We start from the raw sequence: 13,300 nt of genomic DNA, 5'->3' as shown, positions 1-13,300 counted from the left end.
GCGTCCGAATGGCCGTCAGACCAACCGCCATTGACGGCACCTTACTACCGGATAAACTGTATATCCATACAGTTATTTCCGAGCAACCCCATGTTCATCCTCCCCATATCCCTTCCCCGGCCCTCCCGCCGGGCGCATGACCGTCGCCGCTCGCCGGCCGGGAGGCCGTGATGGGCAGCGTGGTCGCCCTCGATACCCTGTTCCACCAGCGCCAGGTCTGGAAAGGCCAGCCCCAGGGCCTGCCGCCCAGCCAGCAGCCCACTGGCCATGCGGCGCTGGATGCTGCACTGCCCACTGGCGGCTGGCCGGAAGCGGCGCTCAGCGAAATTCTCCTGGCCGCCGAGGGTACCGGTGAACTGCAACTGGTCTGGCCGACCCTGGCGCGACTCAGCGCGGCAGGCGAGCGCATCGTGCTGGTCGCACCGCCCCATATCCCCTACCCGGCCGCCTGGCAGGCCGCCGGCGTGGCGCTGGAGCAGCTCGCCATCGTCCGGGCGACCGGCCGCGATGCGCTCTGGGCCGCCGAGCAGTGCCTGCGTTCGGGCAGCTGCGGCGCCGTGCTGTGCTGGCCGCAGCAGGCCGACGACCGCGCCCTGCGCCGCCTGCAGGTGGCGGCTGAAACCGGGCAGACCCTGGCCATCGCCTACCGTTCTCAGCGCGAAGCGCTCAACCCATCGCCCGCTGCGCTGCGCCTGGCGCTGGACGCCAACCCGGCCCAGCTGCGCGTGCTCAAGTGCCGGGGCGGCCTGGCGCCGGCGCGGCCCATCCCGCTGCCCTGGCACTGAGGCCGCCATGCTCTGGGCCTGCATTCTCCTGCCACAACTGGCGATGGACGGCGTGTTGCGCGGCCGTTCCGAGCCGGATGCCGCCCTGGCGCTGCTCGCCGGGCCGCCCCAGCGCCGCGTGCTGCAGGCGGTGAACCCGGCCGCGCGGGCGCTGGGGCTCAAGCCCGGCCAGTCGCTCACCGCCGCCCAGGCGCTGAGCCGCGAATTTGCCACCGCCGAATACGACCTGCGCGACGTGCAACGCTGGCAGGACCTGCTGGCCGCCTGGGCCTACGGCTTCAGCTCGCAAGTCAGCCAGCACTACCCGCGCGCGCTGCTGCTGGAGGTGCAGTCCAGCCTGCAACTGTTCGGCCCCTGGCCGCGCTTCGAGGCTCGCCTGCGCGAGGAGTTGAACGGGCTGGGCTTCCGCCACCGCATCACCGCCGCACCCAACCCGGCCGCCGCACGCATCCTCGCCAACGGCCACGACGGCCTGGCGATCCACGACAACGAGCAGTTGCGCCAGTACCTGGGCAGGATGCCGCTGGAGCGCCTGGGCCTTGAGCGCGACGCCGCCACTTCCCTGGGCCGCATGGGCCTGCGCAGCCTGCAGCAGCTGCTCGCCCTGCCGCGTGAGAGCCTGGCCCGGCGCTTTCCGCCGCAGGTGCTGCGGCAGGTCGACACCCTGCTCGGCCAGCGCCCGCTGGCCCTGGAGTTCTACCGGCCGCCAGATACCTTCGAGTCGCGCATCGAGCTGAACTTCGACGTGGAATCCACCCAGGCGCTGCTGTTCCCGCTGCGCCGCCTCACCGGCGACCTCGCCGCCTTCCTCGCCGGGCGCGACAGCGGCGTGCAGCGTTTCGTCCTCTACCTGGAACACCACGAAGGCAGCGACACGCAGATGCCGGTCGGCCTGCTCAGCGCCGAGCGCGAGGCAACGATGCTCTTCGAGCTGACCCGTGGCCGCCTGGAGCAACTGCAACTGCGCGCCCCGGTGCACAGCGTGCGGTTGCTGGCCGACGACCTGCCGGCCTTCGTCCCGCAGCACCGCGAACTGTTCGACGACCGCCCGCAACAGTCGCTGCCCTGGGAACAGCTGCGCGAACGACTGCGCGCACGGCTGGGCGACGATGCCGTGCACAGCCTCGGTGGCCGCGCCGACCATCGCCCGGAGCGCGCCTGGCAAGACTGCTCCACCCCGCTGCAGCCCGTCACCATGGCCCCGCGCCCCGGCTGGCTGCTGGCCGAACCCCAGCCGCTGCGCGAATTCGCCCCGCCCCTGCTGGCCGGCCCCGAGCGCATCGAATCCGGCTGGTGGGACGGCGAGGACATCCGCCGCGACTACTATCAGGTGCGCACCCGCAGCGGCCAGCGAGCCTGGGCGTTCCGCCCGGTGGGCGACGACGGTCCCCTGCTGCTGCACGGCTGGTTCGCATGAGCGCGCCGGTCGAAGGCATCGGCTACGCCGAGCTGCACTGCCTGTCCAACTTCAGCTTCCAGCGCGGCGCCTCCAGCGCCGCCGAGCTGTTCGAGCGGGCGAAGAAGCTCGGCTACCGGGCGCTTGCGATCACCGACGAATGCAGCCTGGCCGGTATCGTCCGCGCCTGGCAGGCCTCGAAGGAGACGAAAATCCCGCTGATCACCGGCAGCGAATTGAGCATCGAGCAAGGCCCGAAACTGGTGCTGCTGGCGGAAAACCTCACCGGCTACGAAAACCTCTGCCGCCTGCTCACCCACGCCCGCCGCCGCGCCGAGAAAGGCAGCTATCGACTGGTGCGCGCGGACTTCGACGGCAACCTGGAGCATCTGCTGGCGATCTGGCTGCCGCGTAACGCGCAGGACGACGACGGCCTCTGGCTGCGCGGTCTGTTCCCTGAGCGCCTGTGGCTGGGCATCGAACTGCACAAGGGCCCGGACGACGCCGGCAAGCTGCGACGCCTGCAGGAGCAGGCCGCGCGCCTGGAGATTCCCGCCGTGGCCTGCGGCGACGTGCACATGCATATCCGTGGCCGCCGCGCCCTGCAGGACTGCATGACTGCCATCCGCCAGCACCTGCCGGTGCACGAGGCCGGGCAGTACCTCTACCCCAACGGCGAACGGCATCTGCGACCGAAGGAGGCGCTGGCGGCGATCTACCCCGCCGAGCTGCTGGCGGAGACCTTGAAGATTGCCGAGCGCTGCACCTTCGACCTGGGCAGGGATGTGAAGTACCAGTACCCGCGCGAGTTGGTGCCCGAAGGCCACACGCCCACCACCTGGCTGCGGGAGAAGACCGAGGAAGGCATCCTTCTGCGCTGGAAAAACGGTGCTACCCCCGCCGTTCGCAAACGCGTCGAAGATGAACTGGCACTGATCGCCGAGCTGAAGTACGACAGCTACTTCCTCACGGTCTACGACATCGTCGCCTTCGCCCGCCGCCAGAGCATCCTCTGCCAGGGACGCGGCTCAGCCGCGAACTCGGTGGTCTGCTTCGCCCTGGGCATCACCGAGCTGGACCCGACCCGCGAACATGTGCACCTGCTGTTCGAGCGCTTCATCTCCCGCGAGCGCAACGAGCCGCCGGACATCGACGTCGACTTCGAGCACGACCGTCGTGAGGAAGTCATCCAGTACGTGTTCGGTCGCTACGGCCGCAGTCGCGCCGCCCTCACCGCCGTGGCCAGTACCTACCGGGGCGCCGGCGCGGTGCGCGACGTGGCCAAGGCGCTGGGCCTGCCGCCGGACCAGGTCGGCGCGCTGGCCGACTGCTGCGGCGCCTGGAGCCGCGAGGCTCCGCCGCCCGAGCGCCTGAAAGAGGCCGGCTTCGACCCGGAAAGCCCGATCCTGCGCCGCGTGCTGGCCCTGACCGGGCAACTGGTCGGCTTCCCCCGGCACCTGTCGCAGCACCCCGGCGGCTTCGTCATCTCCCAGCAGCCACTGGAAACCCTGGTGCCGGTGGAAAACGCAGCGATGCCCGAGCGCACCCTGATCCAATGGGACAAGGACGACCTCGACGCCGTCGGCCTGCTCAAGGTCGACGTGCTCGCCCTCGGCATGCTCAGCGCCCTGCGCCGCTGCTTCGACCTGATCGAGCACTATCGCGGGGAGCGTTACACACTGGCCTCACTACCGCAGGAATGCGCGAAGACCTACGCCATGATCAGCCGCGCCGACACCGTGGGGGTGTTCCAGATCGAGTCCCGCGCGCAGATGGCCATGCTGCCGCGCCTGAAACCCAAGACCTTCTATGACCTGGTGATCGAGGTGGCCATCGTCCGCCCCGGCCCGATCCAGGGCGACATGGTCCATCCCTACCTGCGGCGGCGGAACGAGGAGGAAGAAGTCGACTATCCCTCCGAGGAACTCAAGCCGGTGTTCGAGCGCACCCTCGGCGTGCCGCTGTTCCAGGAACAGGTGATGCAACTGGCGATCATCGCCGCCGAGTACACGCCCGGCGAGGCCGATCACCTGCGCCGCTCCATGGCCGCCTGGAAGCGCCACGGCGGGCTGGAGCCACACCGCCAGCGGCTGTTCGAGCGCATGACCGCCAAGGGCTACAAGCAGGAATACATCGCGCGCATCTTCGAGCAGATCAAGGGCTTCGGCAGCTACGGCTTCCCCGAGTCCCACGCCGCCAGCTTCGCCCTGCTGACCTACGCCAGCTGCTGGCTGAAATGCCACGAACCGGCGGCCTTCACCTGCGCCCTGATCAACAGCTGGCCCATGGGTTTCTACAGCCCCGACCAGCTCCTGCAGGACGCTCGCCGCCACGGCCTGGAGATCCGCCCGGTGGACGTGCGCCACAGCCACTGGGACTGCACCCTGGAGCCCGTCGCCGAACGCCAGCCGGCGATCCGCCTCGGCCTGCGCATGGTGCGCGGCCTGCGCGAGGACGTGGCCAATGCCGTGGCCCAGGCGCGCAATCAACGGTCCTTCGCCGACGTCGCCGACCTCTGCCTGCGCGCCCACCTGGACAACCGCGCCCGCGAACAACTGGCCGACGCCGGCGCCCTGCGCGGCCTCGCCGGCCACCGGCACAAGGCGCGCTGGGCGATTGCCGGGGTCGAGCCACAGCTGCCGCTGTTCGCCAGGCAAGTCACCGAGGAAGCGCCGGTCAGCCTGCCCCTGCCCAGCCGCGGCGAAGACCTGCTCACCGACTACGCGACCCTCGGCACCACCCTCGGCCCGCACCCCATGACCCTGCTGCGCGGCGCCCTCAAGGCCCGCCGCTGCCGCAGCTCACGGGAACTGACCACGCTGGAAGCCGACCGTCCGGTGCGCGTCGCCGGCCTGGTGGTCGGCCGCCAGCGTCCCGGCACCGCCAGCGGCGTCACCTTCGTCACCCTGGAAGACGAATTCGGCATGATCAACGTGATCGTCTGGCGCGACCTCGCCGAACACCAGCGCCGCCCCTTCCTCAGCGCCCGCCTGATGCAGGTGGACGGCACCCTGGAAGCCAAGGACGGCGTGCGCCATGTGATCGCCGGACGGCTGACGGACCTGAGTGATCTGCTGGAAGGGCTGGATGTGCGGAGTCGGGATTTCCATTGAGGCCAAACAGTAGCCGGCCCACAGCGGTATCATTCATCCCTGCCATGTAAACCTGGATGGAACCATGAAATCGAACGGACGCTCGCTGCTCTGCCTGTTTTTCGCTGCACTCACCTGCACTGCACTCACATCCACTGTCCAGGCCGCCGACACCACGCTGCCCGCCGGAGAATATCTGGCCAAGGGCGGCTGGGGCACCCTGGTCATTCAGAAGGCCAAGCAGGGCGAACAGGCTTTCAGCCTCGAATCCCTGGGCGCCAACGGCCACTCCTGCTCGCTGGGCGGCAGCATTCGCAACGGCGAAGCCAACCTGCATGAAGACTGGCAGGAAGGCACCTGCAACGTGAAGTTCAAGCTGCAGGACAACAGCATAGAAGTCAGCAACGATCTGACTGAGAACTGTCGGAGCTATTGCGGCGCCCGCGCCGGCTTCGCCGGCACCTATCTGAAGCCGGCCCCCGGTTGCAGCACCGATGCCCTGCGCCAGACCCGCAATCGCTTCAAGAAACTCTATGACAGCAAGGACTACGCCGGCGCCGAACGCCTGCTCGCCCCGGTGCTGAGCGACTGCAAGGCCACCCTCCACTGGCTCGATGAGCTGGCCACCCGCAATGACCTGGCCCTGACCCAGGCCAAGCTCGGCCAAGGCAAGGCCTGCCGCAGCACGCTGGAGACGATGGTGGAAGATGCCCGGCGATACAGCGGCACCGAAAAGGACAACACGGCAATCTGCGACAGCGGTGATCGTTACCTGCCACCGGCGGATTGTGACGGTTACCTGAGACAAGTCCGCGCCGCCAGGACCAACCTGGGCTGGTGTGAGCGCGCAGGAGGCTGATTCGCAACGTAGGATGGCGTGGAACAATGACTCTCAGCGCATTGGAATTTGCCCAGCGCGCCCACGCCCCTTAACCTCCCGCTATCTCCCCGTCGGCCAGCCCCATGATCACCCTCCGCCACATCGAAATCTTTCGCGCGGTCATGACCACCGGCAGCGTCACCCGCGCGGCGGCGTTCCTGCACACCAGCCAGCCCACCGTCAGCCGCGAGCTGGCGCGGCTGGAACAATTGGTCGGCTTCGAGCTGTTCCTGCGCGAGCGCGGGCGGTTGGCACCGACGGCGCGGGCGTTGATGCTGTTCGAGGAGGTGGAGCGCTCCTTCACCGGGCTGGACCGCATCGTCGCCTTCGCCGGGAGCCTGGGACAGTTCGCCGAAGGCAAGTTCTCCATCGGTTGCCTGCCGGCGCTGTCCCAGGCGCTGCTGCCGGAAGCCTGCAAGCGCTTCAGCCGGGAGAACCCGGCGATCAGCCTGGAGGTGGCGGCGCTGGAATCGCCGCACCTGGAGGAAGCGCTCAGCGCCCAGCACCACGACATCGGCCTGATCGAGAGCGACGACGCCCCACGCGGCACCGAATTGCAGCCGCTGCTGGCGGTGGACGAGGTGTGCATCCTTCCTAACGGCCATCCGCTGCTGGCCCGCGAGCGCCTGGAAGCCGCGGATTTCGCCGGCTTGCCATTCGTCAGCCTGGCCACCAGCGACCGCTACCGGCACCTGATCGATGCCGTATTCCTCGGCGCCGGCATACAGCGGCAGATGCAGGTGGAAACCCACAGCGCCGTCTCGGTGTGCAGCATGGTCCGCGCCGGCCTGGGCCTGGCCGTGGTCAACCCGATCACCGCGCTGATGTTCCAGGGCCAGGGCATCCAGCTGCGGCCGCTGGCCTTCTCCCTGCCGTTCCAGGTGAGCGTGGCGAAGCCGCTGTATCGCCCCGCTACACCGCTGCGCGAGCGCTTCGTGGCGGCACTCCAGGCAGAAGCTGGCGTACTCGTACAACACCTGCGCGACGCCGGCGTGGGCTGCACCCTATATCAAAATTGAATTGATCAGATAACAAGCGGCATTATTCAGCCATGCAAAGGGCCGGTAGACTAGCGCCATCTATCTTCGGAGCCCATTCATGACTTACCTCGCCCTGCCCCGCGCCGAACAGCTTGCCCTGCAATTCGGCACCCCGCTGTGGATCTACGACGCAGCCACCATCCGCGGCCAGATCGAGCGCCTGAAGAGCTTCGACATCATCCGCTTCGCCCAGAAGGCCTGCTCCAACCTGCACATCCTGCGCCTGATGCGCGAGCAGGGGGTGAAGGTCGACGCGGTATCCCAGGGCGAGCTGCTGCGCGCCCTGGCCGCCGGCTACTCGTGCCGTGAGGACGAATCCGAGATCGTCTTCACCGCCGACCTGCTTGACCGCACCACCCTGGAAACCGTGGTCGAGCACGGCATCCCGGTGAACGCCGGCTCCATCGACATGCTCCGCCAACTGGGCGAAGTCGCCCCCGGCCACCCGGTGTGGCTGCGCATCAACCCCGGTTTCGGCCACGGCCACAGCAACAAGACCAACACCGGCGGCGAGCACTCCAAGCACGGCATCTGGCACAGCGACCTGCGCGCCGCCCTGGACGTGATCCGCGAGCGCGGCCTGCGCCTGGTCGGCCTGCACATGCACATCGGCTCGGGCGTCGACTACGGCCACCTGGCCCAGGTCGGCGAAGCCATGCTCGGCCTGGTGCAGCAGGTGAAGGACGCCGGCCACGACCTGTCCGGCATCTCCGCCGGCGGCGGCCTGTCCATTCCCTACCGCGCCGGCGACCCGGAAGTGGATACCGCGCATTATTTCCAGCTGTGGGACAAGGCGCGCAAGGCCGCCGAAGCCGTGGTCGGCCACTCGCTGCACCTGGAGATCGAACCGGGCCGCTACCTGGTCGCCCAGTCCGGCTGCCTGCTCAGCGAAGTGCGCGCCACCAAGGATGCCGGCCGCAACCACTTCGTGCTGGTGGACGCCGGCTTCAACGACCTGATGCGCCCGTCCATGTACGGCAGCTACCACGGCATCCGCGTACTGGCCGGCGACGTGGCCAGCCGCGAGGTCATCGACACCGTGGTGGCCGGCCCGCTGTGCGAGTCCGGCGACGTGTTCACCCAGGGCGATGGCGGCGTGGTCATCCCCCGCGCCCTGCCGCGCGCCCAGGTCGGCGACCTGCTGCTGATCGAAGACACCGGCGCCTATGGCGCGTCCATGTCGTCGAACTACAACAGCCGCCCGCTGATCGCCGAGGTACTGCTCGACGGCGCCGAAGCGAAGCTGATCCGCCGCCGCCAGCGTGTGGAAGAGCTGCTGGCGCTGGAAGAAGATCTGGGCTGAGCCCGGATGTAAGCCACCTCAGCCTGAACTCCGCGGTCTGGCATGCCCTCTCCCCCCTCTCCCTGAAGGGAGAGGGGGGCTGTTCGATGTGCCGGGTGAGCGCGGTGTTGCCACCCCTGCCAATCAGTCCCCTCTCCCTTCGGAGCGGGGCGCGCAGCCAGGGTCCGGGAGAGGGAAACCCGGCACGCGTAATCCGCCCCCTCCAGGAATGCGCCCTCCTCACCGATCGATGCGCGTCGACAAAATGATCGACGACATCGTCCGCTCCACCCCATCCAGCGCGCCGATGCGGTCCAGCACCGCGTCCAGGTCGCGGATCGACAGCGCCTCGACTATCACGATCATGTCGAAGTTGCCGCTCACCGAATGCAGCGTCTTCACCTCGGCGATCTTTTCCAGCGCCTGCACCACCTGGTGCGACAGTTTCGGCAGCGCGGTCACCAGCACGTGGGCGCGCACCAGCGACTGCGCGTAGCTGTCCGACACCTTGATCGAGTAGCCGCTGATGATGCCCTGCTGCTCCAGCCGCTCGATACGGCTCTGCACCGTGGAGCGCGACACCCCGAGCTTGCGCGCCAGCTCGGAAATCGACTCACGGGCATTGGCACGCAACAGGTTCAGCAAGGCCGCGTCGGCATTTTTCGTCATATTGCTCATCGTATTGATCAATCTGCTTGAAAGCTCTCGCCAATCTTGCAGATTGTCAGGTTCATTTCAACGACGAGCTTTGCAATAGTGAGCGCCACGGCGAGCCTTCACAGCTCGCCATTTCTTTGCCCGCGCGCCACCCATCGACTGGCCTCTGCGGGCCGCGAAAGCCTTGCCAAGCTGGTGATACAAGCCGGCACGCCGAACAACCGGCACCTCGAACAACCGGCACCTCGAACAAGAAGGAAGCCCCCATGCACAAGAACCGCCACCCCAACACCCCCGGCAAGAAACCGGTGACCATCTTCGGCCCGGATTTCCCCTTCGCCTTCGACGACTGGATCGAACACCCCGCCGGGCTGGGCAGCATTCCTGCCGACAAGCACGGCCAGGAGGTGGCCATAGTCGGGGCCGGGATTTCCGGCCTGGTGGCGGCCTATGAGCTGATGAAGATGGGCCTCAAGCCCGTCGTCTACGAGGCCGCGAAAATGGGCGGCCGGCTGCGTTCGGAAAGCTTCGAAGGCGCCGACGGCATCATCGCCGAGCTGGGCGGCATGCGCTTCCCGGTGTCCAGCACCGCCTTCTACCACTACGTCGACAAGCTCGGCCTGGAGACCAAGCCCTTCCCCAACCCGCTGACCCCGGCCTCGGGCAGTACCGTGGTCGACCTGGAAGGCACCAGCCACTACGCCGAGAAGATCGACGACCTGCCGGAAATCTTCCGCGAAGTCGCCCAGGCCTGGGCCGACGCCCTGGAAGACGGCGCACGCTTCTCCGAGATCCAGGACGCCATCCGCGAGCGCGACACCGTCAAGCTCAAGGCGCTGTGGGACGAGCTGGTGCCGAAATGGGACGACCGCACCTTCTACGACTTCGTCGCCACCTCCAAGGCCTTCTCCCGCCTGTCCTACCGCCACCGCGAAATCTTCGGCCAGGTCGGCTTCGGCACCGGCGGCTGGGACTCGGACTTCCCCAACTCCATGCTGGAAATCTTCCGCGTGGTGATGACCAACTGCGATGACCACCAGCACCTGGTCGTCGGCGGCGTCGAACAGGTGCCGCGCGGCATCTGGAGCCACGTACCGGAAAACTGCGCGCACTGGCCGGCCGGCACCTCCCTGGCCTCGCTGCACAATGGCGCGCCGCGTCCGGGCGTGAAGAAGATCGCCCGCGCCGCCGACGGCACCTTCGCCGTCACCGACTACTGGGGCGACACCCGCCACTACGCCGCCGTCCTGGCGACCTGCCAGACCTGGCTGCTGACCACCCAGATCGAGTGCGAGGAAGCGCTGTTCTCGCAGAAGATGTGGATGGCCCTGGACCGCACCCGCTACATGCAGTCCTCGAAGACCTTCGTGATGGTCGACCGGCCGTTCTGGAAGGACAAGGACCCGCAGACCGGCCGCGACGTGATGAGCATGACCCTCACCGACCGCCTGACCCGCGGCACCTACCTGTTCGACAACGGCGACGACAAGCCGGGGGTGATCTGCCTGTCCTACTCCTGGATGAGCGACGCCATGAAGATGCTGCCGCACCCGGTGGAGAAGCGCGTGCAGCTGGCGCTGGACGCGCTGAAGAAGGTCTACCCGAGCGTCGACATCGCCAGCCACATCATCGGCAACCCGATCACCGTGTCCTGGGAGGCCGACCCGCACTTCCTCGGCGCCTTCAAGGGCGCGCTGCCGGGCCACTACCGCTACAACCAGCGCATGTACGCGCATTTCATGCAGGACGACATGCCCGCCGAGCAGCGCGGCATCTTCATCGCCGGCGACGACGTGTCCTGGACCCCGGCCTGGGTGGAGGGCGCGGTGCAGACCTCGCTCAACGCCGTGTGGGGGATCATGAAACACTTCGGCGGCGCGACCCATCCGGAGAACCCCGGCCCGGGCGATTGCTTCGCCGAACTGGGCCCGATGGTCCTGCCGGACTGATCCGTTCCACTGGTTGAACAGCGGCTCGCGCAGGGCCGGGATCGGGTGCACACTGCCTGATCCCGGCCTTGCGCGTTTCGAAGGAGAACCCCATGTACCTTGCCCTCTACCAGTGCCCACCCGGCCCCGACGATGTCGCCGGCAACCTGCGCCGCCTGGAGCAGGCCGCGCAGCAGGCGGTGCAGAATGGCGCGGACCTGCTGGTGCTGCCGGAGATGTACCTGTCCGGCTACAACATCGGCGCAAAACGCGTCGCGGAGCTGGCGGAAAGCTGTGACGGCCCGTCCGCCCTGCGCATCGCCGAAATTGCCCGCGAAAACAAGCTCGGCATCCTCTACGGCTACCCCGAGCGTGACGGCGACGCGGTCTTCAATAGCGTGCAGCTGATCGACCGCCAGGGCGAGCGCCGCGCCAACTACCGCAAGACCCACCTCTACGGCGATCTCGACCGCAGCCAGTTCAGCGCCTCCGACCAGCCGCCGGCGATCTTCGAGCTGGACGGCTGGAAGGTCGGCCTGCTGATCTGCTTCGACGTCGAATTCCCCGAAAACGTGCGCAGCCTGGCAATGGCCGGCGCCGACCTGGTGCTGGTGCCCACCGCCAACATGCGTCCCTACGAGTTCGTCGCCCAGGTATTGGTGCCGACTCGCGCGTACGAGAACCAGGTGTTCCTTGCCTACGCCAACTACGTGGGCAACGAGGAGGAGATCGAGTACTGCGGCCTGAGCAGCATCGTTGCCCCGGATGGCCAGGTGCTGACCAAGGCCAAACACAGCGAGGAACTGCTGGTGGCCGAGCTGGACCCGCAGCGCATTGCCCTGGCGCGCGAGGGATACAGCTATGTGCACCTGCGGCGGCCGGTGCTGTATCGCAGCTGAAAAGAGCCCGGCATTACGCCGGGCTTTTACTTCTGCCCGTTCGGGCTCGCGCAGGAATACGTAGGATGGGTGGAGCTTGCGATACCCATGCTGCCGGGCACGGACTACTGATGGGTATCGCTGCGCTCGACGCCATCCTACAAAAGCGGCCACGTTCAGCTCCGTAGCGTGGAGAAGCCTCAGGCGTTATGCACCCTACGGTTTGGATTTCTCCGTTGAGTCTCGGTGGCACGCCTGGCAGCTGCGCACCGGCCCGCTGGCGTGGAAGGCTTGCAAGCGTTCTAGATGGCAGCTCTGGCAGAGCTGATGGAAGTCCGCTTCGATGCGCACGGCCAGCGCCGGGCTCTGCTTGTGGCAGAGGATGCAGGTGCGGTTGCCGGAAACCGAAGGCGACTGGTCCTTGTAGTCGTGGTGGCAGGTGATGCAGTTCACCGAAGCGTGCGGCTCATGGGGGACCGCCAGCGGCATCAGCGGGCGGCCTTGCTGCCAGTGCTGGTGGGCAAACCATGCCCCCGCCGACAGCGCCACGCCAGCGGCGACGCAAAGACCGATCCAGGTTCGCTTCACAGTGGCAGCTCCACATTCGCCAGCAGGCTGTAGAGCGCCGACATCCCGACGATCACGATGCTGGCCGCTAGCGCGAACCAGGTGGCCCTTTGCGCGGTATTTCGCTTACGACCGCTGATGCCGTTGCCAGGTTTTGGCAGGCGCGGCCAGACGGCCACCACCAGCAACAGCGCTACCAGCAAGGCGCCCTTCCAGACTCCGCCACTGTAGTAACCCGCGCCAAGCACGTGCACGGCCATCAGCACCAGGGCGAACAGGCTGCCACCGTAGTGCCAGCGACGGAACGACGCCGCACTGCTGCTCCAGCGTGGACGCACGCGATTCAGGCTGGAAACCGCCAGTACCAGCATCAGGATCGCCGACGCTAACCCGGCCAGCATGTAGCCCGGTGCGGAGGGAAGCAGGTCTTCGATCAGCAGGGGTTCATCGACCAGCAGCACGACGATGTGTACCAGCAGCAATGCGATGGCGACAAAGCCCAGGTCGCGGTGCAGGCGCAGGAAGAACTTGCCCTCATAGAGCGGGCGAGGCTGAGGGCGTCCACCGATGACGAAGAGCAGCCCCAGCAGGCAGCCACCGAGCAACCCGGCGGCGTTGGCGAAATCCCAGGCATAGCCGAGCCCCGGCATGGCGCCGAGCCCGAGCAGGACGGCGACCGGCAGCAGGCAGCCGAGCGCCAGGCGCGCAATCAGCGCAGGCATGGGATCTCCGAACGAGGGATTCGTCGTCGGAGGCTAGCAAGCGCCGACGGCGCGCGACTGTCGCTGTCTGCCA

11 protein-coding genes are annotated in these 13,300 nt (G+C 67.6%); 8 read left to right on the top strand and 3 right to left on the bottom strand.

Annotation, left to right across the window (positions count from 1 at the left end; genetic code table 11):
• Positions 1-170 precede the first annotated feature (170 nt).
• The 6 genes from imuA to lysA all read left to right on the top strand — a co-directional run bounded on the left by imuA (position 171) and on the right by lysA (position 8,496).
• Positions 171-785 carry a translesion DNA synthesis-associated protein ImuA gene (gene imuA / locus MJ122_RS12020; RefSeq protein ID WP_239744301.1) on the top strand — a complete coding sequence of 205 codons (615 nt, stop codon included), beginning with the start codon at positions 171-173 and terminating at the stop codon, positions 783-785.
• 7 nt (positions 786-792) lie between these two features.
• On the top strand, positions 793-2,202 hold the full coding sequence (locus tag MJ122_RS12015; RefSeq protein ID WP_239744300.1) for a DNA polymerase Y family protein: 1,410 nt from the start codon (positions 793-795) through the stop codon (positions 2,200-2,202).
• Positions 2,199-5,294, top strand: a complete 3,096-nt coding sequence (locus MJ122_RS12010; RefSeq protein WP_239744299.1) for an error-prone DNA polymerase — start codon at positions 2,199-2,201, stop codon at positions 5,292-5,294. The genes MJ122_RS12015 and MJ122_RS12010 overlap by 4 nt, the downstream gene beginning before the upstream one ends.
• 64 nt (positions 5,295-5,358) lie before the next feature.
• A complete protein-coding gene (locus MJ122_RS12005) occupies positions 5,359-6,132 on the top strand; it encodes a hypothetical protein (protein ID WP_088417167.1) in 774 nt (257 codons plus the stop codon).
• Positions 6,133-6,236: 104 nt separating this feature from the next.
• Positions 6,237-7,172, top strand: a complete 936-nt coding sequence (locus MJ122_RS12000; protein WP_239744298.1) for a LysR family transcriptional regulator — start codon at positions 6,237-6,239, stop codon at positions 7,170-7,172.
• 79 nt (positions 7,173-7,251) lie between these two features.
• A complete protein-coding gene (gene lysA / locus MJ122_RS11995; RefSeq protein WP_239744297.1) occupies positions 7,252-8,496 on the top strand; it encodes a diaminopimelate decarboxylase in 1,245 nt (414 codons plus the stop codon).
• Between the two features lie 219 nt (positions 8,497-8,715).
• Here the strand turns inward: lysA and MJ122_RS11990 are convergent, their stop codons facing one another.
• Positions 8,716-9,144 carry an Lrp/AsnC family transcriptional regulator gene (locus MJ122_RS11990; RefSeq protein ID WP_088417584.1) on the bottom strand — a complete coding sequence of 143 codons (429 nt, stop codon included), beginning with the start codon at positions 9,142-9,144 and terminating at the stop codon, positions 8,716-8,718.
• A gap of 254 nt (positions 9,145-9,398) precedes the next feature.
• Here MJ122_RS11990 and MJ122_RS11985 point away from each other — a divergent pair, with 254 nt between their 5' ends.
• Both MJ122_RS11985 and MJ122_RS11980 read left to right on the top strand, forming a co-directional pair.
• A complete protein-coding gene (locus tag MJ122_RS11985) occupies positions 9,399-11,081 on the top strand; it encodes an NAD(P)/FAD-dependent oxidoreductase (RefSeq protein WP_239744296.1) in 1,683 nt (560 codons plus the stop codon).
• Between the two features lie 92 nt (positions 11,082-11,173).
• Positions 11,174-11,959: a carbon-nitrogen hydrolase family protein gene (locus tag MJ122_RS11980; protein WP_088417171.1), complete on the top strand. Its 786-nt coding sequence runs from the start codon at positions 11,174-11,176 to the stop codon at positions 11,957-11,959.
• 195 nt (positions 11,960-12,154) lie between these two features.
• Here the strand turns inward: MJ122_RS11980 and MJ122_RS11975 are convergent, their stop codons facing one another.
• Complete coding sequence (locus MJ122_RS11975; RefSeq protein ID WP_239744295.1) at positions 12,155-12,526, bottom strand: cytochrome c3 family protein; 372 nt, start codon at positions 12,524-12,526, stop codon at positions 12,155-12,157.
• A complete protein-coding gene (locus MJ122_RS11970) occupies positions 12,523-13,227 on the bottom strand; it encodes a ferric reductase-like transmembrane domain-containing protein (RefSeq protein ID WP_239744294.1) in 705 nt (234 codons plus the stop codon). Before MJ122_RS11970 ends, MJ122_RS11975 begins: the two co-directional genes overlap by 4 nt.
• Between the last annotated feature and the right edge of the window lie 73 nt (positions 13,228-13,300).

Source organism: Pseudomonas sp. DP-17 (assembly GCF_022380625.1).
Lineage (GTDB): Bacteria > Pseudomonadota > Gammaproteobacteria > Pseudomonadales > Pseudomonadaceae > Pseudomonas > Pseudomonas nitroreducens_A.
Note: the sequence above shows the minus strand (reverse complement) of the source record. Positions and strands in the feature narration are given on the sequence as shown.

What these genes read in the sequence shown, in the direction of transcription:
- lysA (WP_239744297.1), top strand. Translation starts at nt 7,252, where the DNA reads ATGACTTACCTCGCCCTGCCCCGCGCCGAACAGCTTGCCCTGCAATTC.
- imuA (WP_239744301.1), top strand. Translation starts at nt 171, where the DNA reads ATGGGCAGCGTGGTCGCCCTCGATACCCTGTTCCACCAGCGCCAGGTC.
- MJ122_RS12005 (WP_088417167.1), top strand. Translation starts at nt 5,359, where the DNA reads ATGAAATCGAACGGACGCTCGCTGCTCTGCCTGTTTTTCGCTGCACTC.
- MJ122_RS12000 (WP_239744298.1), top strand. Translation starts at nt 6,237, where the DNA reads ATGATCACCCTCCGCCACATCGAAATCTTTCGCGCGGTCATGACCACC.
- MJ122_RS12010 (WP_239744299.1), top strand. Translation starts at nt 2,199, where the DNA reads ATGAGCGCGCCGGTCGAAGGCATCGGCTACGCCGAGCTGCACTGCCTG.
- MJ122_RS12015 (WP_239744300.1), top strand. Translation starts at nt 793, where the DNA reads ATGCTCTGGGCCTGCATTCTCCTGCCACAACTGGCGATGGACGGCGTG.
- MJ122_RS11970 (WP_239744294.1), bottom strand. Translation starts at nt 13,227, where the DNA reads ATGCCTGCGCTGATTGCGCGCCTGGCGCTCGGCTGCCTGCTGCCGGTC.
- MJ122_RS11985 (WP_239744296.1), top strand. Translation starts at nt 9,399, where the DNA reads ATGCACAAGAACCGCCACCCCAACACCCCCGGCAAGAAACCGGTGACC.
- MJ122_RS11990 (WP_088417584.1), bottom strand. Translation starts at nt 9,144, where the DNA reads ATGACGAAAAATGCCGACGCGGCCTTGCTGAACCTGTTGCGTGCCAAT.
- MJ122_RS11980 (WP_088417171.1), top strand. Translation starts at nt 11,174, where the DNA reads ATGTACCTTGCCCTCTACCAGTGCCCACCCGGCCCCGACGATGTCGCC.